The following is a 21,436-nucleotide window of genomic DNA, read 5'->3' on the forward strand; positions in this document are numbered from 1 at the left end:
CGGCGCGAAATCGGCAATAATAGATAGGTGACGACCCTGACTGATGCGCCGAATGACACCCCCACATTGAAGCTGCCACCCCTGCAGCTGGGCAAGCTCACCATCGATACCCCGGTGGTTCTTGCACCCATGGCCGGGGTGACCAACCGCGCCTTCCGCCGGCTGTGCCGCGAGTACGGCGGCGGGCTGTTCGTCACCGAAATGGTCACGGCCCGCGCCCTGGTGGAACGCAACCCGGAATCCTTGCGCATCATCTCGCACGACCCGGACGAAGAGATCCGCTCCATCCAGATCTACGGCGTGGACCCGGGCACCGTGCGCGCCGCGGTGCGCATGGTCGTTGACGAGAACCTGGCCGATCACGTGGATTTGAACTTCGGCTGCCCGGTCCCCAAGGTGACCCGCAAGGGCGGCGGTTCGGCCCTGCCATGGAAGACCGACCTGTTCACTTCGATCATCGAGGCCGCGACCTCCGAGGCCGCCAAGGGCGATATCCCGCTGACCGTGAAGATCCGCACCGGCATCGACAAGGACCACCTGACCTACCTGGAGTCCGCCAAGATCGCCCGCGATCACGGGGCCGCCGCCGTCACCCTGCACGCCCGCACCGCCGGCCAGTACTACGCCGGGCATTCGGACTGGGACGCCATCACCACCCTGCGCGAGGCCATGGACGACCTGCCGGTTCTGGGCAATGGCGATATCTTCAGCGCCGAGGATGCGATCAACATGGTCGAGCAGACCGGCGCCGCCGGCGTGATGGTGGGACGCGGCTGCCAGGGCCGCCCCTGGATTTTCGGCGACCTGCAGGCCGCCTTCGAAGGCCGGGCAGACCGCTTCCGCCCGGGCGTGCGCAAGGTGGCTGATACCGTGTACCGCCACGGCCAGCTGCTCACCGAGTTCTTCGAGGACGAGGGCAAGGGCATGCGCGATATCCGCAAGCACATCGCCTGGTACTTCAAGGGCTACCCGGTCGGCGGCGAGATCCGCTCCCAGCTGGCCCAGGTGCCTTCCTTGGCTGTCCTGCGCGAGCTGCTCGATCAGCTGGATCTGGACCTGCCGTACCCGGGGGACGCCGCCGAAGGCACCCGCGGACGGGCCGGCCACCCGAAGAAGACCCACGTGCCTGACGGCTGGCTGGATAACCGCGTGATGTCCGAGGCACACCGCGAAATGATCAAGGCGGCAGAGCTGGACATTTCCGGCGGCTAACCGCTCGCCGTGGATAACCGTCGAGCCCCCGAAAAGTCACTAGACTAGGTAACATGACTCAGATCCCCGGATATGCCGACGCCGATTCGCAACGGTGGGTGCCCGAGCCAGCCAAGAAGTCCTATCGCACTGCTTTTGAGCGCGACCGTGCTCGGGTGCTGCACTCCTCGGCGTTGCGCCGGCTGAGCGCCAAAACCCAGGTGGTCGCGCCGAACCAGAACGACTTTGTGCGCAACCGGCTCACCCACTCTCTGGAAGTGGCCCAGGTGGGCCGCGAATTGGGGGCGGCGCTGGGCTGCGATCCGGACGTGGTTGATACCGCTTGCCTGGCGCACGATCTGGGCCACCCGCCCTTCGGCCACAACGGCGAAAAGGCGTTGGACAAGCTGGCCTCGGGCATCGGCGGATTCGAGGGCAACGCGCAGACCCTGCGCCTGCTGACCCGGCTGGAAACCAAGACCTTCAGGCACAACGGCCATTCGGCCGGATTGAACCTGTCGCGCGCTTCGCTGGATGCCGCCTGCAAATACCCGTGGTTGAAGGCCGATGCGCCTGAGGTCAACGGCAAGAAGACCAAGAAGTTCGGCGTATACGAGGATGATGCCCCGATCTTCAATTGGCTGCGCAATGTTCCCGAAGCCGCCCCCGGGGTGGTCTGCATGGAGGGTCAGGTCATGGACTTGGCCGATGACATCTCCTACTCGGTGCACGACGTCGAGGATGCGATCGTCGGAGGCCAGCTGCAGCTGCGCTGGCTCAAGCAGGATCTGCAGCGCGAACGGGCCCTGCAGGTCACCCAGGAATGGTACCTGCCATCCACCGACGAATCCGATATCGAGGCGGCCCTGCGTCGCCTGGAGGTCAGCGACGAGTGGGTTTCGCACTTCGACGGGTCGCGCCGTTCCATGGCCGGCCTGAAGGATATGACCAGCCAATTCATCGGGCGTTTCGCGGCCGCCGCGCTGGAGGCCACCCGCGCCCGCTACGGCAGCGGCCACCTGACCCGCTATAACGCGAGCCTGATCGTGCCAGAGGAAACCGTGCACGAAATCGCGGTGATGAAGGGCATCGCCGCCAGCTACGTGATGACTTCGGAAGTGCGCCAGCCGCTGTACCTGGACCAGCGCACCTTGCTCAGCGAGCTGGTGGAGCTGCTGGTGGAGACCGGCAAGGATAATCTGGAGCCGATTTTCGCGGCGGACTGGGAAGATGCGGCCGATGAGGCCGCCCAGCTGCGCGTGGTGATCGACCAGGTCGCCTCGCTCACCGACGTGTCGGCCACCGAGTGGCATTCATATCTGGTCAAGGGCGTAGCCCCTGAAGCACAACTGTTCTAGAAGGGAATCATGGCAGGGCTGATCAAGCGTGAAGATATCGACGAGGTGCGCAACCGCACCGACCTGCGCGAGGTCGTCGAATCCTATGTCACGCTCAAATCCGCGGGCATCGGCTCGTATAAAGGCCTGTGCCCTTTCCACGACGAACGCAGCCCTTCCTTCCACATCCGCCCGCAGCTAGGCACCTTCCACTGCTTCGGCTGCGGCGAATCGGGCGACGTGATCGCCTTCATCCAGAAAATGGACCACTCCTCGTTCACCGAGACCGTGGAGCTGCTGGCCGCCCGGATCAACTACGAGCTGCACTACGAGGACGGGGGACCGGGCCCGCGCCGCGAGGACTACGGCAAGCGCCAGCGCCTGGTGGACGCGCATAAGATCGCCGAAGAATTCTTCCGCGCGCAGCTGGCCACCGAGGAAGGAGCCGCCGGGCGGGAGTTCCTGGCCGGCCGCGGCTTCGACCCGGAAGTCACCGCGCAATTCTCCGTCGGCTACGCGCCCAAGGGCTGGGACGCGCTGCTCAAGCACCTGCGTGCCAAGGGCTTCGCCGATGACGAGCTGAAGCTGACCGGCATGTTCTCCGAGGGCAACCGCGGGATCTACGACCGCTTCCGCGGACGGGTGATGTGGCCGATCCGCGATTTGTCCGGGGCGACCATCGGCTTTGGCGCCCGCAAGCTCTACGAGGATGACCAGGGACCGAAGTACCTGAACACCCCGGAGACTTCCCTCTACAAGAAGTCCCAGGTGCTCTACGGCCTGGACCTTGCCAAGAAGCAGATCTCCAAGAGCCGGCAGATCGTTGTGGTCGAAGGCTACACCGACGTGATGGCCTGCCACCTGGCTGGGATCACCACCGCGGTGGCCACTTGCGGTACCGCCTTCGGCACCGATCACATCAAGATCGCCCGCAGGCTGTTGCAGGATGATGGCACCGGCGGCGAAGTGATTTTCACCTTCGACGGCGATGCCGCCGGGCAGAAAGCCGCGCTGCGTGCCTTCGAGGAAGACCAGCGCTTCATCGCCCAGACCTATGTCTGCGTGGAACCTACGGGGGCGGACCCCTGCGATCTGCGCCTGCATCGAGGGGACGAGGCGGTGCGCGAGTTGATCGGGCTCAAGCGTCCGCTGTTCGAGTTCGCGATCCGCGCCGAGCTGAAGAAGTTCAACCTGAATACGGTGGAAGGCCGTGTGCAGGCGTTGCGCCAGACGGCGCCGATCGTCGCCCAGATCCGCGACTCGGCCATCCGTCCGGCTTACGCCCGCGAATTGGCTGGCTGGCTCGGCATGAACAACGAGGACGTCAACCGCTCGGTGGGCGCATCGATCAAGCGTGCCCGGCTGCCCAAGAATGCCGAGCAGCAGATGCCGGTTCCGGCTCAGGGCGCTGAGCAGCCGGTGGCTGCTCCGGCTTTTGAGCGCCCGGATCATCGCGACCCGGTCATGCGCTTGGAGCGTCAGGCCCTGGAAGTGGTGATCCAGCAGCCGCAGCGTCTTCAGGATGAGCAGTGGCAGGCCTTCTACGAGGCGCGGTTCATGGCTCCGGCCCATTCGGCGGTGCATGATGGGATCGTGGCGGCTTCCAGCGCCGGCGCTTCGGCCACCTCCTGGGTGGAAGTGATCCGCGATGAGGTGCCCGAGCAGCTGCGCAGCTTTGTTTCGGAGCTGGCCGTGACCAGCATCCCGGCTTCTGATGAGCACAGTCTGAACCGCTATTGCGCTGACATCATCAATGGATTGATTGAGCTTCAAATCACACACCGGAAGGCTGAGCTGATCGGGCGTTTGCAGCGCGCCGAGATGGAGCCGGAAGGCGAGGAATACGCCCAGATCAACCGGGAATTGATGGAGCTGGAGATGCGACGGAGGATCCTTCGTGGCACCTAGGGCGCCGATTTTGCATTAGCGGGATTCTTCGGTAAAGTTATATCTCGTTGCAATCCTCCATAGCTCAATTGGCAGAGCATTCGACTGTTAATCGAAGGGTTACTGGTTCAAGTCCAGTTGGAGGAGCTCATAGAAGGATCCCGGCTCGCGAAAGCGAGTCGGGATTTTTTGTTTTATCCGATGGAGTCCCACAGGCGCCGGGATTCCACGTACCAGAAGTAGGCGAACAGCCCGATCTGGAACCACTCGACGATGAACAAGGCTTCATCAACGCCGGCGATCAGCAGGATCGGCCAAGCGATCAAACCCAGCGCCATCAGTCCGAGAATGACGCGATAGCGGTTCGGAGTGCCGCCGCTGGTATCAGCCGGGCACATGGGTGCGTGGCCTAAGTGGCTGGCAATGGCGATGCCCATGGAGAAGATCAGCAAAAACGCTGCGCTGGCATGGACCCACGCGAAAGTCTTTCCTTCGATGGCTCTGAAGAGCAGCAGCGCGACGAACACGGCGAGCAGGGCAGTGCTGATCCAGCCCAAGGTCTTGGTCAAGGAGCTATGTGCCAGGGCCTGGTGCGGGGTACGAGCGGTCTTGAACCCCAGCCAGACAAATGCCGCGCTCACCACCAACACGGCGACGATGGCCACACGAACCGAGAGAATCAATTTGCTTTGGTCGCCCGGGGCAAGCGTGGAGAGCGTCTCGCCTAATTTGGTGGGAACCAGCGCGACGAACATGGCGTAGAACCCCGCCAAATTCAGGGCATAGTCCTCCAGTTCTTCGCCGCTGTACACCACCAGCAGGGCGCCGGTGGTCACCAGCATGGCCACAAACAGATCTCTGGCAGGACCCAGGTAGTAGGAACTGAGCGAGTCCTCGATGCCCTGATTCACGAGGCCGTAAATCACGATGGCCACCACAAGAAGCAATGGGACCACGAGCAGCATGAGGCGCACATAGCGCAGGGTATCGCGACCTTGTGAGCGTTGGATTGTGTGGGCCATACCAGCATTCTGTAACGAAGGCATTGGATTAGGGAAAGAGACTTGCCCAGTCAGGCCAGATCTTAAGGGAATTCAGGGTATTCAATCGGAATTAATACGGGCGAAAGCCAAACTGTCGGTATCGAATGACATGATCTTTGAAGAGTCAACCAAGACTCTGATTGCACCTGGGACTGTCATCCATTCAGGTCGATCATCCTTACAGAGGCCTAGGCCCTGTCATCACTCGAAGGAAAGATTCATGAGCATTCAAACACCAACAGATCCCGGAATGCCGTTTCCGTCCACCGCCCCGAAGAGCACTGCTGGCAAGGGGTTGGGCATTGCCGCCCTCGTGATCGCGATTCTCGCGCTCGTCCTGTGCTGGGTTCCGATCGTGAACAACGTGGCAGCGATTCTGGGCGTGATTGCCCTCGTGCTGGGTATCGTCTCCCTTGTCATCGCGCTCAAGCGCAACGGCAGCAAGGGACTGGGTATTGCATCAAGCGTGATCGCGATCGTGGCCATCGTCTTGGTCTTCGTGACCCAGTCCTTCTACGTCAAGGCCATCGATGAAGTCGCCAGCGGCATCGAGGACGCAGCGGATGGTCAAGTAGCCGCTCCTGCAGAGGTCGTAGACCAGGCCGAGGACGAGACCCAGGTGCTGGCGCTGGGCAAGGCCGCCAACGTCGGCGAGTACTCGGTCAACGTCAGCGCCGTGAACTTGGACGCCGGCAAGGCCATTGCCAAGGCCAACGAGTTCAACGAAAAAGCCAAGGGACAGTACGTGCTGGTTGATATTTCGGTGGTCTACAACGGAGATGAAGAAGGCGACGCCTGGATCGATTTGAACCCGGAACTTGTCGGCTCGGATGCGAGTATTTATGACACCAGCACCGCCATGGTCGTTCCTGCCAAGCCGGCGACGGACGCACCAACCCTGTCCAAGGGCGGCAAAGCCAGCTACCAGGTGGTCTTTGATGTTCCGGCAGAAGCCGTGGCGGACGCCAAGATCCGAGTGACCGAAACCATGTCATTCAACGATGAATCGGTGCTCTGGGCAACCAAGTAACCTGGCCTCAATCGTATAGCGCAACCCAGGCTCCATGACCCGCTCAAGGGTGATGGAGCCTGGGTTTTTAACATTTTTTGCCCGGTGTACCGCAAGAATCCGCGGTTAAAAGCGCGTCTCATATAGTTCTCATCGACGCATCATGGAACTCTCATGGTCAGCTAATGACCGGCTCACGTGGGTCTTTTAATGTTCAAAGCATGATTCGCCGCATACTTCTCATTCTTCTGGTGCTCGCTGTTCCAGCGGGCCTCGCCAGCGCAAGCCAAGCCCTGGCCGATAACGCCGACCCGGCCATGGGCCATCAGCCACCGGTTATGGTCAAGCTCAGCCCTGCCCCGCAACCCGCAACCACAACGCGGGAGAAGGGGGAGCAGGAAGATGCAGACTGACACCGAAGCGCAGCAAGGATCATCAGTCTCCGCCCGACTGAGGATCGTTGGATGGATCGTGTTGACCACTGCCGTGGCACTGCTCGCAGTGACGGCGACCATGCGATCGATCATGACGGCCCAGATCGCCGAGGCAGCCAACGTCGGCATCGCCCAGGAGATTGACGAGTTCAGGACTTTTGCGGCCGAGGCGCTCGACCCGACAACGGCCCAGCCCTTCACCTCGATGCATTCGCTGATGGAACGCTACCTTGCCCGGCAGCAACCCATGGCTGGCGAAGCGATCGTGGCCAAGGCAGAAGGCAAGGTAGCTACCACAGGCAATACGGCCGACCACGCCGGCCGGCTGCTGGCACAGGACCCGGTCCTCTTGGGCCGGATTCTGGCGAGCGAAAAAACCTCGGGCGTTTCGAACAGCGACCACGGAACCGTGCGCTGGGCCAAGGCCGTGGCGCAGGAAGCCGGAGGCCAGAATGGCCCGAAGCAGCAGGGGCAGCTGGTCGTCGCGCACTATATCGCCGGCGCGCAGGAGCGGGTTGACCAGCAGGCGGTGCTGCTCTTCGGCATTGCCGGCGGGGGACTGACACTCACCGCGGGCATCGCATGGCTCGTATCGCGGCAGATCATGCGCCCGATCCATTCCATGAGCGAAACCGCCGCCTCGATTACCGCCAATGATCTTTCGGCCCGCGTGCCGGTGGTGGGACGCGACGATCTGGCGCAGCTGGCACAGACCTTCAACTCCATGCTCGATCGCGTGGAAACCGCACATCTGGCCCAGCGACACTTCATCGCCGAGGCACGCGAGCATCTGCACAATCCCCAGCGGGAACTGGCAGCCGCCCTGTCCGAGCTCAATAGCGACGCCGTGGGCGCGCAGCGCAGGCAAGAAGTGATTGCCACAGCGCAGAATCTGATTGACCAGATGGGACAGACGCTGATCGATCTGGAAGTGCTGGCGCAGAGCAGCAATCCGGACTTCGTGCAGCCCAGCCTGGTCTCAGTCGGCGAAGTCACCGCGGATGTGGCCGCGGCGGCAGCACGGCCGGGAGCCTACCCGCACCGGCAATTCAGGATCCAGGAATCGGCGCGGGCCCAGGCATGGCTGGATCCCATCCGGGTATCCGAGGCCATGCACCAGCTGATCCACAACGCCGTCGCGCATACCGCTGCTGGCGAGTGCATCCGGATCGGCTCAACGATTGACGGGGACCAGGTGAGCTTCTGGGTCGCCAACGAGGGACCGGCCCTGGACCCTGAACGGGCGAAAGCGCTCTTTGAAACCTATCGAAGCGCCCCGAGCAATGAAGATCGAGCCGCAGGCATGGGGCTTGGCTTGGCGGTGGTCAAGGCCGTCGCGCAGGCGCATGGCGGTACCGCGTGGGTCGAATCAGGCGAGGGGATCGGAGCACGATTCGGTTTCTCGCTTCCGATGGACAACCACGATGCGCCGGGCGCGCAGGACGGCCAGCTGCCGCACCAACTGGCCAGCATGCTGGGGAGCGAATCATGAGTTTGACGCCCATCAATGAAAAGTCCGGGTTCCGGTATTCCACCGAATCACCGGCGGCCTTCAACAGCGATCGGCAGCTGGAGACCAAGCCTCGAAGCAGGTGGAAGCCGAAACACACCTCTGCGGTCATTGCGGCCGTAGTGCTGGCGGGGTTGATCGCGGGCTGCGGTTATGCGGCCTTCGGGCCATCGGCGGGGACACCGAACTCCCTGTCCGCCCAGGGTGCGCTGACCCTCGCGGTGTTCGCAGTGGCCATCTGGCTGTGGATCTTCTCTCCGGTCTCCGACACCTACGTCGCCTTGGGCGCTTGCCTGGTGCTCGTGCTCATGGGAGTGCTCCCCGAAACTCAGCTGTTCTCTTCCCTGGGTGAGGACACGATCTGGCTGCTCTTGGCCGCGTTTGTCATCGCCGCCGGTATTACCGCGACCGGGCTGGCTACCCGGGCCGCGGCCTGGATCGTCTTCGGGGCGCACACCCCCAGGCAGCTGATGCACCTGAGCACCGGGGTTCTGGTGGCTACGGCCTTTGCCGTTCCCTCAACCTCCGGGCGGGCAGCCCTGGCGATCCCGGTGTTCGTCGCCCTGGCCAAGGCGCTCAGTGCGCACCGCCGGGTAGTGCTCGCCCTGTCGCTGCTCTTCCCATCGGTCATCCTGCTCTCCGCGGTCGCCTCCTATCTGGGGGCCGGTGCCCACCTGATTACCAGCCAGATTCTGGTGGCCTCCGAGTATGAAGGCTTCTCGTTTGCCACCTGGCTGCTATACGGTTTGCCGCTGGCTTTGGTCTCTTCGCACCTGTGTGCAGAGCTGGTGCTTCTGCTTTTCACCAGCAGGGAGGATCGCGGGCAGGTTTTGAGCGTCGGGATCAAGAAGATGCAGGAGCATTCGCCGGTTCCGCTCTCCGGCCCGTTGTCGGTAGCCCAAAGCCGGGCCGCGCTGCTGGTCGGCGTGGTGGTGGTGCTGTGGTGCACCGAACCATTGCACCAGCTGCACCCGGCGGTGGTGGCTCTGCTGGGCTCGCTGTTGGTGGCAAGCCCTGGCTTCGGGTCGGTGTCGCTGGCGAAAGCGCTGAAATCGGTGCCGTGGTCGATGCTGATATTCATGGCCGCCACGCTGGCCCTGGGCACCTCGCTGATCGAGTCGGGGGCCGCGCAATGGCTGGCCCATGGTGCGCTCGGTCCGGTAACGCAGCTCGGTCCTTCAGCTCCGTGGATCTTCACGGTTCTTGTTGTGGTGATCTCCGCTGGAGCCCACCTTGTCATCCAGTCGCGCTCGGCCCGTTCCGCGGTACTGATTCCGCTGGTGGTTTCCCTGGCCCCCGGGGTGGGGGTGAATGCGGTAGCCATTGCCCTGGCATCGACTGCCGCGGCCGGTTTCTGCCACACCCTGACCAGCAGCGCGAAGCCGGTGAATCTTTTCTCCGATATTGAAGGGGTCACCACTTATCAGCCTGCAGACCTCCTGAAATTGAGCGCTGCGCTGGGGCCGCTGATGATCCTGCTGGTGCTGGTTTTCGCCTTCTGGATCTGGCCTCTTATGGGTCTTGAACTCTTCGTCTAATAACCCCTTCGGGTTCCGCATTTTTTACTCAGTAAAGGACACATCATCATGGCACACGCACTTCCACAACGAATTCTGGTCGCACCTTCCGGATTCAAGGAATCATTGGATGCTGCCGCAGTCGCCGCGGCCATCGGGGCCGGAGTCCGACGGGCGCTGCCCGGGGCCACCGTCAAAGCAGTGCCCATCGCCGACGGCGGGGAAGGAACGGCAGAAACCCTGGCCAGCGCCACCGGCGGCCATCTGGTACCGATTCGCGTCACCGGTCCGGTAGGGAAGCAGGTGGATTCCCACTATGCGATGCTCGGCGGGGAAGCGAGCGGAACCGCGGTGGTGGAAATGGCGGCGGCTGCCGGTTTGCGCCTGGTCCCGCGAGACCAGAGAGACCCGGGCGCCACTACCAGCTATGGGGTCGGTGAGATGATCCGCGCCGCAATCGACAGCGGGGCGACAAAAATCCTGGTGGGCTGCGGGGACTCCGGCACCTCTGACGGAGGCATGGGAGCGCTGCAGGCACTTGGCGCCAGAATCCTGGATGCCCAAGGGCGCGAAGTCCCCGCCGGCGGCAATCACCTGGGCCGTATCGACCGGCTGGATCTCGAAGGACTGCACCCAGCTGTGGCTGAAGGGAAAATCCAGATCACCATGGCGCTGAACCAGCACAATGTGCTCACCGGAGCCCGCGGTGTTGCCCGGGTCTTCGGGCCGCAGAAGGGTGCGACGCCTGCGCAGGTGGAAGAGATGTCCGCAGGCTTTGAAGGTTGGGCTTCGGTGCTCAGGAGGGACGCCTTGGAGGAGGCCGGATCCACCGACTTCGCCACTGGGCCTGGCACCGGTGCCTCGGGCGGACTGGGTGCTGGATTGGCAGCGATCGGGGCGATCCTGATGCCGCGCTTCGAAGCGATCCTGGACTCAGGTCTGGCGGGAATCGACCTGGACTCGATGTTGCGCGGAGCCGACCTGGTGATCACCGCCGAAGGCGCCATCGATTTCCAGACGCCCAAGGGCAAGGTTCCGGCCGAGGTCGCCCGCAGGGCATCGCTGCATGGGGTACCTGTGGTGGCGCTTGCCGGAACCTTGGGCCGTGGTTGCCGCGATGTGCACGACATCGGCATTGACGCCATTGCGTCGATCATGCCGATTCCGATGACTTTGCAGGAAGCCGTGGATGACGGGGAGCGGCTGCTCATCGAAGCGGCTGAACGCTTCATGCGCACCATTATCCTCGGGGCCTCGATGGCGGTGGCTCGGCTGAGCCCGCGTGCTGCGTGGTAGCTGTCTCTGTTACAGAACGTAGCTGGCGATCAGCTGCGAGAGAGCCCGGACATCAACTTTGCCCTTGAACTCCAAGCGAACCTTGCCCAAAGAACTGAACCAAAGGTCCAGTTCTGCGTCGAGGTCAAAGGTTCCCGCCGTCTCGACAGAGAAAGACTGGACTTTTGAATAGGGCAACGAAGTGTAATCGCGCTTCTTGCCGGTCATTCCTTGGACGTTGACGGCAATGAGCCGCTTGTTGGTGAAGACCACGTAGTCGCGAGCACCCTTAAAAGCAGCAAGCAGTTCTTCGCCGGTTACGAGCATAGGCATGATTTCTGGTGCTACTTGTGCAAGATCCCAGGGGCCCAATTTGAACACTGAAGAATTATTAAAATCGATCATGTCCTGATCGTACTGAAGCAGAAGGACAGGATAGATGCGGCTCAGGCGTGCTGCCTGCTTCCACCAGATGTGGAGCAAGCAACACGCCTGATGACTGTCTGCTGGAGACTAGAGTTCGATGGCTGCCACGGTTCGAACTGCGCGAGCTGCCTCTGCACCCTTCTTGAGGAAGTGCTCGAAGTAGAAGTTCTGGTGCTCGTCGCTGGAATGGAAGTGGTGCGGGGTCAGGCTCACCGAGAAGGTCGGCACATCGGTATCCAGCTGGACGCGCATCAGCCCGTCGACCACTGCCTGGGCGACGAAGTCGTGGCGGTAGATGCCTCCGTCGACAACCAACGCGGCGGCAACGATCGCATCGTACTTTCCGCTCTTTGCAAGGCGCTGTGCCTGTAATGGCATTTCGTAGGCACCAGGGACGGTGACGGTGTCGATGGTGTATTCGGTACCGGAAGCGTCCATATCGGCGGTGAATCCGGCCAGTGCCTGATCGACGATATCTGCGTGCCAGCTGGCCTTGATGAATGCGACCTTCAAAGGGGTGCTCATTAAAATCTCTCTATTCTTCTTCTTCTGGAAGTTCGGTTCCTATGGCCCTACCCTAGTGACCAGCGACCTGCTGGCTTAATGCCTTGTCGAAAACACGTAACCTTTAGCGTTTTCAGCGCCAGCCGAGCTGCGGGGCCACGTGGGTGAGGATCGACTCGATCACGTGCGCGTTGTACTCGACGCCCAACTGGTTGGGAACGGTCAGCAGGAGCGTATCGGCCGCGGCAATGGCTTCATCTTCAGCCAGCTTTTTGGCCAGCTCGTCAGGTTCGCCGGCATAGGATTTGCCGAAGACCGCGCGGGTCTTGGCATCAATGTTGCCAATCTGGTCCGAGCTGTAGCGGTCGCGGCCGAAGTACTGCCAGTCGCGTTCATCGGTCAGGGCGAAGATGCTTCGGCTCACCGAGACACGAGGTTCGCGCTCATGGCCGGCTTCATTCCATGCATCGCGGTACAGCTGGATCTGCTCGGCCTGCTGGACGTGGAAGGGCTTGCCCGATTCATCATCCTTCAGCGTGGAGCTTTGCAAGTTCATCCCGAGCTTGGCGGCCCATACCGCGGTGGCGTTCGATCCGGAGCCCCACCAGATGCGCTCTCGCAGGCTCGATGAATGCGGTTCGATCCGCAATAGCCCCGGCGGGTTGGCGAACATCGGGTTCGGGTTGGGCTCGGCAAAGCCCTCGCCGGAGAGTACTTCGAGCAGCCGCTCGGTGTGGCGCCGTCCCATGTCGGCGTCGGACTCACCGGCTTGAGGCTCGAAGCCGAAATGGCGCCAGCCGTCGATGACCTGCTCGGGTGAACCACGGCTGATGCCCAGTTGCAGTCGGCGATTGGAGATCAGGTCTGCGGAGCCGGCATCCTCGGCCATGTATAAAGGATTCTCGTAGCGCATATCGATGACGCCGGTGCCGATTTCGATGCGGCTGGTTTTGGCGCCAATGGCAGCCAGCAACGGGAATGGCGAGGCATACTGCTGGGCGAAGTGGTGAACGCGGAAGTATGCTCCGTCCGCTCCCAGTTCTTCCGCGGCCACTGCGAGGTCGATGGCCTGCAACAGGGCATCCGAAGCACTGCGGGTGCCGGATTGCGGATGGTCGGTCCAATGACCGAAGGACAAGAATCCGATGTTCTTCATATTTGAGCCAACAAGTAGTTCTGATCGGTTATTCCGTGACATTTATTCCGTGACATCGCTGAATCTTAGGGCGCGCGGATAGGTTTGTTATTAGAAACTTGTCGCTAACACCGCGTCAAGTTGAAGACGTTGAGAAAGGCCTTCTACATGACACAACACGAGGCAGTCGTCGTTCGTCCGGTGACAACTACGGACCAGACACGGTGGAAAGAGTTATTCAGAGGGTACCGGGAGTTCTACCGCCTACCGGAGTCGGAGGATGTGGTTTCTCGTGTCTGGGGTTGGCTCATGGACCCAGAACATGAATGCCAAGCACTTGTGGCCGAGAGCAACGGTATTGTCGTGGCATTTGGGAACTATCGACGTTTTGCGCGCCCTTCCACCGGTAGCGTAGGGCTGTGGTTGGATGATCTGTTCACTAGCGAACAGGCTCGTGGCCAAGGCGTGGCGCGAGCCATCATCAACGAGCTCGCCCAACTTACAGGTGTGCAAGGAGCATCGGTTCTGCGATGGATTACCGCACAAGATAACCTTCAGGCGCAGGCGCTCTATGACCAGGTTGCTACCCGTACCAGTTGGGTTACCTACGACGCTGCTCCTACCGCATGATGGCCAAGAATGAATTCGGTCAGCCGGTCGGAGAACAAATCCCTGAGTGGGTGCCGGCTCCACTGCCCAGCGCGCAGACACTTAAAGGTCGATACTGCACGCTAGAACGGCTGAATCCCGACAAGCACGCAGAACAGCTATACGCCGCCTATTCGAATGAATCCGATGGGCGGGACTGGACTTACTTACCGGTCGGCCCTTGGGAGAACTTTCAAACGTACTTCGCTTGGACGCAACAGGCTGCTGCGAGTGTTGATCCGCGCCATTATGCAGTGGTGGACAACTCCAATGGGCGGGCGCTGGGCACGTTGGCGTTGATGCGTCACGACCCTGCCAATGGAGTTATTGAGGTCGGTTTTGTCGTTTTTTCTGGTGCGCTCAAACGCACGCGGATCGCGACCGAAGCACACTATCTGCTCATGAGTTATGTTTTCGATACCCTCGGCTACCGACGCTATGAGTGGAAATGCGACAGCCGTAACGAGCCATCGATGAAGGCGGCTCATCGTCTGGGATTCGACTATGAGGGAACCTTCAGGCAGCACGTTGTTTATAAGGGACGAAATCGAGACACCGCATGGTTCTCGATTATTGATGGAGATTGGCCCAGAGGGCGAGCTGCCTTCAACGATTGGCTGGATCCGTCCAACTTCGATAACAGAGGCCAGCAAAGGCGACCACTGAGCATAAACCGTTGACGTTCAAGTTGCCTATCGTGTTGGTACGGCGGGTTCCAAGAGATCTGAATCCCTGGATGTCGCTAATTCGATCCAGATGGAATCCAGCGAAAGGTCCAGAACGGCTGCCACCGCAGCGATGGTGGAAAACGCTGGGGTGGCTACTCGACCGGTCTCGATTTTTCGTAGAGTTTCGGGGGAGAGACCTGCTTCAAGTGCAACGTCGAGGATGGTGCGTTGACCCCGGGCACGTCGAAGGATGGATCCAAGGATCTTGCCTTGTTCCAGTTCTTTTGCGGTGAGCGGTAATCTAACCATAATAAAATTATAGTACCGGTACTATATGACCGGTATAGTTATTGGCATGATTGAAATTCTCACAGCCACTGAGGTTGACCGCGCCCGGCAGACCGGGCAACTTGTTGGTACCATCCTCGCTACGCTCAAAGAGCGTGTGCAGGTAGGAACCAACCTGTTAGAAATCGACGCATGGACCAAGGAAATGATCTTGGAAGCAGGCGCCGTGTCCTGTTACGTCGACTACGCTCCGGCCTTCGGAAATGGACCTTTTGGGCACTACATCTGCACCGGAGTTAACGACGCAGTACTGCACGGTTTGCCACGCGATTACCGCCTAGCCCAAGGGGATCTGTTGTCCCTGGATCTGGCCGTCACACTTCATGGGATCTCCGCAGACGCCGCGATTAGCTTTGTTGTAGGTTCCGAAGGCACCGAAGAAGACCAGAACCTGATCAACACCACCCAGCTCGCGTTGGCTGCCGGAATCGAGGCAGCTAAGTCCGGTGCGAAAATCGGTGACCTGTCCTTCGCTATGGGGTCGGTGCTCAAAGCAGCTGGCTACCAAGTAAATCTGGAATTCGGTGGCCATGGCATCGGTACGACCATGCACCAAGACCCGCACGTATCCAATGACGGACGCCCTGGTCGCGGTTACACCTTGCGACCAGGACTCTTGCTGGCGCTAGAACCATGGATCATGACCGATACCGACAAATTGGTCACCGACAAAGATGGCTGGACCTTGCGTAGCTCGACAGGTTGCCGAACGGCGCATACTGAACACACCATCGCGATTACCGCATCGGGCGCCGAGATCTTGACCTTGCCTAAGGCCTGAACACTTAGGCGTTAGGTTGTTGCTGAACATGCGCGTCTAGCTGGGCCAAGCCAGGGTTCGCGCTACCTCATGTAGCGCGGTGCGGCATCTGGACGGATCGCGGACCAGCCCTGCTGGCAGCGCCCCGGCGAAGTCCCAGCCACCATTGACGGCCAGACGCTTCAGGTTCGCTAGATTGCGTTCATGTAGCGACCCGGGGTTTTGCGGGTAACTGCCCAACAGCAGCGTGCCCCGGGTGAAACCGCGGGCCGCGCATGCTTCTAGAGTTAACGCCGTATGGTTCAACGTCCCTAAATCCGGGCGCGTGGCCACCACAAGACTGGCATCTACCGCTACCGCCAGATCGGCAATGGTTTCCCCGGCCTCGGTCAGCTCGACAAGTAAACCGCCGGACCCCTCGATGAGCACCACCTCATGTGCGGCAGCTAGTTCGCTGATCCGTTGTCTGTGCTCGGCCAAGGGTGGCAATGCAACAGCTGGGTCCAGCCCGGCGCACAGTGCGGCGTCCACCGGGGCCATCGGGTGACGCAGACGCACCCCTTCGAAAACCGCGAGTGGCTCGGGATTCCCCAGCCAGCACGCAATGTCTTGTGCGTCCCCGGGGCTAGTTCCTTCAACCCCGGTTTGTGCCGGCTTATAGAGAGCGACGCTGTGCCCTTGGGTCAGCGCGCGGGCCGCCAGCACCGCCGTTGTCACGGTCTTGCCGACCTCGGTATCGGTTCCAGTTATTGCAAAGATCAAGGCCGTATCCTCTCGGCAGGGTACTTGACGGGCACGGTGGTTGGTGCTTGGAAGGACAATAGGTGGGTGAAGGGCGTCGACGGCCCAGCCAAGACGATCGACGGCAGGCAACGCGCGGTTTCGGCGAGCACCAGCTCGGATTCCATCCGGGCTAGGGCTGCGCCCAGGCAACGGTGGACCCCGTAGCCGAAGGCCAGCGAGTCATCGCCGACCGCGCCGAGCTGACCACCGGATAATCGCAGCACCAGCTGCTCTCCGGCTTTGAACTCAAACTCGCCGATCCGCACATCGCTGGTGGCAACGCGCCGCCAGGTCGGTACCGATGATGCCCGGGCCAGTACCTCGCGTATCAGCTTCTGTGCGCTCGCCGGGGCCGTATCCGCATGGGACAACTCGCTCCACGGATGATCATGCAATGCCGTATACAGTGCGGTCTGGATGAGCATTGAGGTGGTTTCTTGCCCGGCGATCCCCAAGAAATAGGCCAGCGAGCGGATCTGGCTCTCTGCGACCCCAGCCCGGTGCAGCGTGGCATAGAGATTCCCGTCATCACGCGGCACCGCCTGATGCACCGAGACTTCCAGCCATCTGAAGTATTGGGCCGCGCTCTTGGCCAGAATCAGCTGCCGTTGTGCATCGGGCCAGCCCCAGAACAGCTCCAGCGAGTCCTGACTCCAGGTTTTGAGCATCCCTGGGTCGGGCACTGGTAAGCCGGTCAGGCGCGACATGACTTCTACCGGGATCACTGTGGCCAACTCGGTGACCAAATCCACTGATTCGCCAGTGCGCAGCCGCAGCTCCAGACCTGAACAGATTTCGCGCACTCGGGTCAGGATCGGCTCGCTTTGGGCACGGACTTTGGAAGGGCTGAAGAAGCGTGCCACAATCCGGCGCACGGCCAGATGTGCTGGCCCCGAAGCGCTGGCCAGTACCTCGGGTAGTGCGAACCGGGCTCGAGCTAGGATGCGCAGCGCGGCCGGGTCCAGCTCCACTGCCGTGGTCAGTGCATTGGCCGGGGAGAATACCTCAGGCCTTGCGAGGATGGCGCGTACGGTGTGAGGATCCTCGATACATTGGTAGCGCGCGTTGATCGCTTCCGGGTAGGCCATGGAAAGCTCTCCAGCTAGGGGCGCGTCGGCCAAGGCGCTGGATGTCGCAGCGAAAGGACAGGTCACGAATCCTCCTCGATGATGGTGCGGGCCACCTTCGCAATAGCCGCTGATAATTCTGGGCGCCGGTGGTGTGCGTGAGCGGTGAGCCTGATTCGGGATATGCCATCAGGCACGCTGGGCGGGCGGAAACAGGCCACAGCGATTCCCTTGCCTGCCAGGGCGGCAGCAGTCCTGGCCGCCGAGTCAGCCGTGGGCATTTTCACCGAGATCACTGCGCCGGCCCCGACTTCCACCCGGTCGGCCAGCGACAGCTGACCTTGCAATAGGTCGCGGATCAGCCCAGCGCTGTGTGCCAAGGCGCCAAGCCGTTGCGGGTCGGCTAGGCGCAGGGCCGCCAGCGCTGCGGCAGCAGCGGCGGGAGACAGCGCAGTATCGAAGATGAAGGTACGGGCGGTATTGACCAGATGATCTCGCAGCTCCGGTGCTCCTTGTCCGCCCAGCAATACCGCGCCACCCTGGGATCCCAGTGCCTTGGACAAAGTGGCGGTGGATAATACCTGCCGCTGATCGGCCAAGCCGGCAGCGAGTACTGCGGAACCTTGGCTGGTGGCGGCCAGAGAGTGGGCCTCGTCCACCAGCAGTAGGGCACCGAACTGTGTACACAGCGTGGCCAGCGCGGCGAGCGGGGCGGCATCGCCGAACACCGAGTAGATGGATTCGACCACCAACATCACCCTGGCCTTGGGGTGCTTGCTGCTTCGGTTGGCTTCCAACAGCCGCGTGAAATCCGCCAGATCGTTATGCATGGCGGTGGCGAGCGTGGCGCCCGAGAGCCGGGCGCCGTCGATCAGGCTGGCGTGGGCATGCGCGTCGAGAATGAATAGGCTGCCTGGCCCGCCCATGGCTGCGAGCACCCCGAGGTTGGCGGTGTATCCGCTGGAGAAGACCAGGGCTGCTTGGCGTTGGGTGTACTGGCAGAGCCCCGCTTCCAGTTCGCGATGCACACTCAGCGTTCCGGTGGCCACCCTACTGGCGCTAGCCCCGGCGCCGTGGCGCAGGGCGGCGTCCGCGGCTGCCCGCCGGACCAGATGGTGAGCGGACAATCCCAGATAATCGTTGGAGGACAAGTCGAAGAGCCCGGTTGCGGAAGTATCGTTGCGTTGCAGTCCCCGGCGCAGGCGAACCGTGGCGCGCGTCGCCAACCAGGAGTCCCAAGCCGGCTCAGCCATGGATCTGCTGTACGGCGCCAATCACACCGCGGCCCAGGGTCGCGAGCTGATCGGGGGTACTAATATAGGGCGGCATCACGTAGACCAGATCTCGGAAAGGGCGGACCCAAACCCCGCGCTGAACAGCAGCTTCGGTCACCGCGGACACCTGGACCTCGGATGCGAGCTGGATGACGCCCACCCCGCCTAGTACCCGCACATCTTTCACCTGCGCTAGGTCTGCTGCCGGTGCCAGATGCGCGCGCAAACCTGATTCTAGGGTGGCGACCTGATGGCGCCACGGACCATCATTGGCCGCGGTGCTGCGGTCCCCGGCGAGCAGATCCAGCGAAGCGCAGGCCACTGCGCAGGCCAGCGGGTTGCCCATGAATGTCGGGCCGTGCAGCAATGCCGAGCCGGTCGCTCCCTTCGCTCCGGCTAGGGCAGAAGCGATCCTCGAGGAGCAAAGCATCGCCGCGAGGGTCAGATAACCGCCGGTCAGCGCCTTGCCCACACACATGATGTCCGGTTCGATACCCGCATGCTGCACCGCAAACAATTGCCCGGTTCGACCGAAACCGGTGGCAATTTCGTCGGCGATCAGCACCAGGTCGTACTGGTCGGCCAGCTCGCGCAGGATGCCCAGCACCGCAGGGGGATAGATGTGCATACCGCCTGCGCCCTGTAACACCGGTTCGCACACTATCCCGGCCAGCTGCCCGGCGTTAGCCGCGATCAGTTCACGCGTCTCTTGCTCCCATTGTGCCAAGCGGGCGACAGAGTATTCCCAGTCGCCCTGTGCATTGCGGCGCGCCGCCGGTGGCTTGGGCAGGAATAACTCGCTGGGGGAACGTTGAGCGAACGCGGAGTGCATGCCGTCTACCGGATCGCAGATGCCCATGGCCGCGAAGGTATCCCCGTGGTAGCCGCCGCGCAGCGCGGCAAAGCGGTGGCGCTCGGTGTGGCCCATGGCTTCCTGATATTGCAGGGCGAGCTTAAGCGCCACCTCGACGCTGATCGAACCGGAATCGGCGAGGAACACATGACGCAACCCATTAGGGGTCATCTCGACCAGGCGTTCAGCCAGTTCGATGGCCGGTTCGTGGGTCAAGCCACCGAACATCACGTGGCTAAAACGCTCTAACTGGGTGCGGACCGCGGCATCCAGTACCCGGTGGCGATAGCCGTGCACCGCAGACCACCATGATGACATTCCGTCGAGAACCTCGTGGCGAGTGCCTGCGGCATCTTCCAAGACTAGTTGGGTTCCGTTCGCCTCGAGCACCGCATAGTGGGCTCCGGCATCCAGAGGTGCGTAGGGGTGCCAAACTAGGCCGACATCGCGCGATAGCAGGTTCGTTCCGGTGGTGATCATGCGTTCGGATTCTGTGCGGTCCCGGCGCCACGGCGGCGAAGAACCGGTTCGGCCGTGTCAGTGCCACAGCACGAGGGGGCGCTGCCAGATTTCGGGGAGACAGTGGCGGACCCGCAAGAACTGGCGCAGCCAGGTGATTGAGCATTGTCCTTATCACAGGGGTCACCGGTGGGTTGAACGGTGGTTTCGGACAGGGGATTGACCTGCTGCTTCGTGTCGTGGTCGGTTTGACCGAGGACCACGAACCCCGCGTCACCGATCATCGCCAGATCATCTTTTGCATCCTGGCCTTCGCTGGTCAGGTAGTCGCCGAGGAAGAGCGAGTTAGCTACTTCCAAGGCGGTGGCCTGCAAGGAACGTAGATGCATTTCTCGCCCTCCAGCCATACGCACTTCCTTGTCGGGGCAGACCATGCGAACCACAGCCAAAATACGCAGGCAGGCAAGTGGCGTGAGGTTCCATGTTCCTTGGAGCGGGGTGCCGTCAAAGGGCATGAGGAAGTTGACCGGAATGGAGTCCGCGTTCAAGTCACGTAAGGCGAAAATGGCCTCCACTAATTGTTCGGGTGTTTCTCCCATCCCGACAATGAGTCCCGAGCAAGGCGAGAGGCCGGTGTTCTTGGCTTCGCGAACCGTTGCGACTCGTTCGTCAAAGCTGTGTGTGCTGCAGATTTCTGGGTACATGGATTCGGCGGTGTTCAGATTGTGGTTGTAGGCATCAGCACCAGCGGCTTTTAAGCGTTGGGCCTGACCGTCCTTCAGGATGCCCAAACACGCGCAGACCTCAACATCGGGATGTTCGCCTTTGAGCGCGTCAATCATTGTTGCCACTCGGTCTACGTCGCGATCGGTGGGTCCCTTGCCTGAAGCGACCATGCAGACGCGCGATGCGCCACCGGCAATGCCCAAGCCTGCCTGGTGCACTGCTTCTTCTGGTTTGAGCCACGTGTACTTGAGGATTTCTGCTTTAGAGCCCAGACGTTGCGAACAATAGGTGCAGTCTTCGGGGCAAAGCCCGGATTTGAGGTTGACCAAGTAATTGACCTTCACCGTATTTCCAAAGTGTTCGCGGCGTAGTGCGCCGGCGGCACCCACGAGGCGAAGGGTCTGGGAATCTGGGGTGTTTAGTAGTTCGAGTGCTTCGTCGGCAGTGAGCTGGTGACCCTGAGAAATCTGTTCGGCAAGCTCAGTGAAATTGGTGGCCGTGGACTGCTGGCTTTGTGAGTGCATGCTTTCCCTATGATGTGAGTAGAAGTTCAAGTTTCCCGCAAGTCTTGAACAGTGTTCA

Annotated in this window: 21 protein-coding genes and 1 tRNA gene; 12 read left to right on the forward strand and 10 right to left on the reverse strand. The window is 61.6% G+C overall.

The genetic code is table 11. The annotated features are described in order from the left end of the window. Nucleotides 1-27: 27 nt before the first annotated feature. The 4 genes from dusB to D3791_RS12770 all read left to right on the forward strand — a co-directional run bounded on the left by dusB (nucleotide 28) and on the right by D3791_RS12770 (nucleotide 4,562). Nucleotides 28-1,212 carry a tRNA dihydrouridine synthase DusB gene (gene dusB, locus D3791_RS12755; protein ID WP_172512436.1) on the forward strand — a complete coding sequence of 395 codons (1,185 nt, stop codon included), beginning with the start codon at nucleotides 28-30 and terminating at the stop codon, nucleotides 1,210-1,212. A gap of 53 nt (nucleotides 1,213-1,265) precedes the next feature. Then, a complete protein-coding gene (locus D3791_RS12760; protein WP_022875056.1) occupies nucleotides 1,266-2,549 on the forward strand; it encodes a deoxyguanosinetriphosphate triphosphohydrolase in 1,284 nt (427 codons plus the stop codon). Between the two features lie 9 nt (nucleotides 2,550-2,558). Continuing rightward, on the forward strand, nucleotides 2,559-4,436 hold the full coding sequence (dnaG, locus tag D3791_RS12765; protein WP_172512437.1) for a DNA primase: 1,878 nt from the start codon (nucleotides 2,559-2,561) through the stop codon (nucleotides 4,434-4,436). Nucleotides 4,437-4,489: 53 nt separating this feature from the next. Beyond that, a tRNA-Asn gene (locus tag D3791_RS12770) sits at nucleotides 4,490-4,562 on the forward strand. A gap of 47 nt (nucleotides 4,563-4,609) precedes the next feature. Here the strand turns inward: D3791_RS12770 and D3791_RS12775 are convergent. Continuing rightward, nucleotides 4,610-5,437, reverse strand: a complete 828-nt coding sequence (locus tag D3791_RS12775; protein WP_172512438.1) for a hypothetical protein — start codon at nucleotides 5,435-5,437, stop codon at nucleotides 4,610-4,612. Between the two features lie 241 nt (nucleotides 5,438-5,678). Between D3791_RS12775 and D3791_RS12780 the strand changes: the two genes are divergently transcribed. The 5 genes from D3791_RS12780 (at nucleotide 5,679) to D3791_RS12800 (ending at nucleotide 11,224) form a co-directional block, all read left to right on the forward strand. After that, nucleotides 5,679-6,488, forward strand: a complete 810-nt coding sequence (locus tag D3791_RS12780) for a DUF4190 domain-containing protein (RefSeq protein ID WP_172512439.1) — start codon at nucleotides 5,679-5,681, stop codon at nucleotides 6,486-6,488. 200 nt (nucleotides 6,489-6,688) lie between these two features. Then, the gene (locus tag D3791_RS12785) at nucleotides 6,689-6,880 is read left to right on the forward strand and encodes a hypothetical protein (RefSeq protein WP_152485601.1); all 192 of its coding nucleotides are present in this window, start codon (nucleotides 6,689-6,691) and stop codon (nucleotides 6,878-6,880) included. Next, nucleotides 6,870-8,393, forward strand: a complete 1,524-nt coding sequence (locus tag D3791_RS12790) for an ATP-binding protein (protein WP_172512440.1) — start codon at nucleotides 6,870-6,872, stop codon at nucleotides 8,391-8,393. The genes D3791_RS12785 and D3791_RS12790 overlap by 11 nt, the downstream gene beginning before the upstream one ends. Next, complete coding sequence (locus D3791_RS12795; RefSeq protein ID WP_172512441.1) at nucleotides 8,390-9,949, forward strand: SLC13 family permease; 1,560 nt, start codon at nucleotides 8,390-8,392, stop codon at nucleotides 9,947-9,949. The genes D3791_RS12790 and D3791_RS12795 overlap by 4 nt, the downstream gene beginning before the upstream one ends. Nucleotides 9,950-9,997: 48 nt before the next feature. Next, complete coding sequence (locus D3791_RS12800) at nucleotides 9,998-11,224, forward strand: glycerate kinase family protein (RefSeq protein WP_172512442.1); 1,227 nt, start codon at nucleotides 9,998-10,000, stop codon at nucleotides 11,222-11,224. Between the two features lie 9 nt (nucleotides 11,225-11,233). Here the strand turns inward: D3791_RS12800 and D3791_RS12805 are convergent, their stop codons facing one another. The 3 genes from D3791_RS12805 to D3791_RS12815 form a co-directional block, all read right to left on the reverse strand. Continuing rightward, a complete protein-coding gene (locus D3791_RS12805; protein WP_028268911.1) occupies nucleotides 11,234-11,608 on the reverse strand; it encodes a PH domain-containing protein in 375 nt (124 codons plus the stop codon). Between the two features lie 108 nt (nucleotides 11,609-11,716). Beyond that, nucleotides 11,717-12,160, reverse strand: coding sequence for a 6,7-dimethyl-8-ribityllumazine synthase (locus D3791_RS12810; RefSeq protein ID WP_281350637.1), 444 nt, complete (start codon nucleotides 12,158-12,160; stop codon nucleotides 11,717-11,719). Between the two features lie 106 nt (nucleotides 12,161-12,266). Beyond that, nucleotides 12,267-13,289 carry an LLM class flavin-dependent oxidoreductase gene (locus D3791_RS12815; protein ID WP_172512443.1) on the reverse strand — a complete coding sequence of 341 codons (1,023 nt, stop codon included), beginning with the start codon at nucleotides 13,287-13,289 and terminating at the stop codon, nucleotides 12,267-12,269. Between the two features lie 147 nt (nucleotides 13,290-13,436). On the opposite strand from D3791_RS12815, the gene D3791_RS12820 reads away from it, so the two are divergent. Both D3791_RS12820 and D3791_RS12825 read left to right on the forward strand, forming a co-directional pair. Continuing rightward, a complete protein-coding gene (locus tag D3791_RS12820) occupies nucleotides 13,437-13,898 on the forward strand; it encodes a GNAT family N-acetyltransferase (protein ID WP_022877127.1) in 462 nt (153 codons plus the stop codon). Further along, a complete protein-coding gene (locus tag D3791_RS12825) occupies nucleotides 13,895-14,596 on the forward strand; it encodes a GNAT family N-acetyltransferase (protein ID WP_172512444.1) in 702 nt (233 codons plus the stop codon). The genes D3791_RS12820 and D3791_RS12825 overlap by 4 nt, the downstream gene beginning before the upstream one ends. 12 nt (nucleotides 14,597-14,608) lie before the next feature. Here D3791_RS12825 and D3791_RS12830 read toward each other — a convergent pair whose 3' ends face one another. Continuing rightward, complete coding sequence (locus D3791_RS12830; protein ID WP_081638217.1) at nucleotides 14,609-14,893, reverse strand: helix-turn-helix domain-containing protein; 285 nt, start codon at nucleotides 14,891-14,893, stop codon at nucleotides 14,609-14,611. A 46-nt stretch (nucleotides 14,894-14,939) separates the two neighbouring features. Between D3791_RS12830 and map the strand changes: the two genes are divergently transcribed. Beyond that, nucleotides 14,940-15,713 carry a type I methionyl aminopeptidase gene (gene map, locus D3791_RS12835; RefSeq protein ID WP_172512445.1) on the forward strand — a complete coding sequence of 258 codons (774 nt, stop codon included), beginning with the start codon at nucleotides 14,940-14,942 and terminating at the stop codon, nucleotides 15,711-15,713. Between the two features lie 36 nt (nucleotides 15,714-15,749). Here map and bioD read toward each other — a convergent pair whose 3' ends face one another. From bioD to bioB, 5 genes are read right to left on the reverse strand one after another with little or no spacing between them, the layout of a single operon-like run. Beyond that, nucleotides 15,750-16,454, reverse strand: a complete 705-nt coding sequence (gene bioD, locus D3791_RS12840; protein WP_028268913.1) for a dethiobiotin synthase — start codon at nucleotides 16,452-16,454, stop codon at nucleotides 15,750-15,752. Then, entirely contained in the window at nucleotides 16,451-17,629 is a 1,179-nt protein-coding gene (locus tag D3791_RS12845; protein ID WP_028268914.1) for a cytochrome P450 family protein, read from the reverse strand. Before D3791_RS12845 ends, bioD begins: the two co-directional genes overlap by 4 nt. Further along, on the reverse strand, nucleotides 17,626-18,795 hold the full coding sequence (locus tag D3791_RS12850) for an aminotransferase class I/II-fold pyridoxal phosphate-dependent enzyme (protein WP_172512446.1): 1,170 nt from the start codon (nucleotides 18,793-18,795) through the stop codon (nucleotides 17,626-17,628). The genes D3791_RS12845 and D3791_RS12850 overlap by 4 nt, the downstream gene beginning before the upstream one ends. Further along, a complete protein-coding gene (gene bioA / locus D3791_RS12855; protein WP_022877133.1) occupies nucleotides 18,788-20,149 on the reverse strand; it encodes an adenosylmethionine--8-amino-7-oxononanoate transaminase in 1,362 nt (453 codons plus the stop codon). The genes D3791_RS12850 and bioA overlap by 8 nt, the downstream gene beginning before the upstream one ends. Continuing rightward, nucleotides 20,146-21,378 (reverse strand): biotin synthase BioB, encoded by a 1,233-nt coding sequence (gene bioB, locus D3791_RS12860; protein WP_022877134.1) that lies wholly within the window; start codon nucleotides 21,376-21,378, stop codon nucleotides 20,146-20,148. Before bioB ends, bioA begins: the two co-directional genes overlap by 4 nt. Nucleotides 21,379-21,436: the final 58 nt, after the last annotated feature.

The sequence above is a fragment of the Glutamicibacter mishrai genome (assembly GCF_012221945.1).
In the GTDB taxonomy this organism is placed as follows: domain Bacteria; phylum Actinomycetota; class Actinomycetes; order Actinomycetales; family Micrococcaceae; genus Glutamicibacter; species Glutamicibacter mishrai.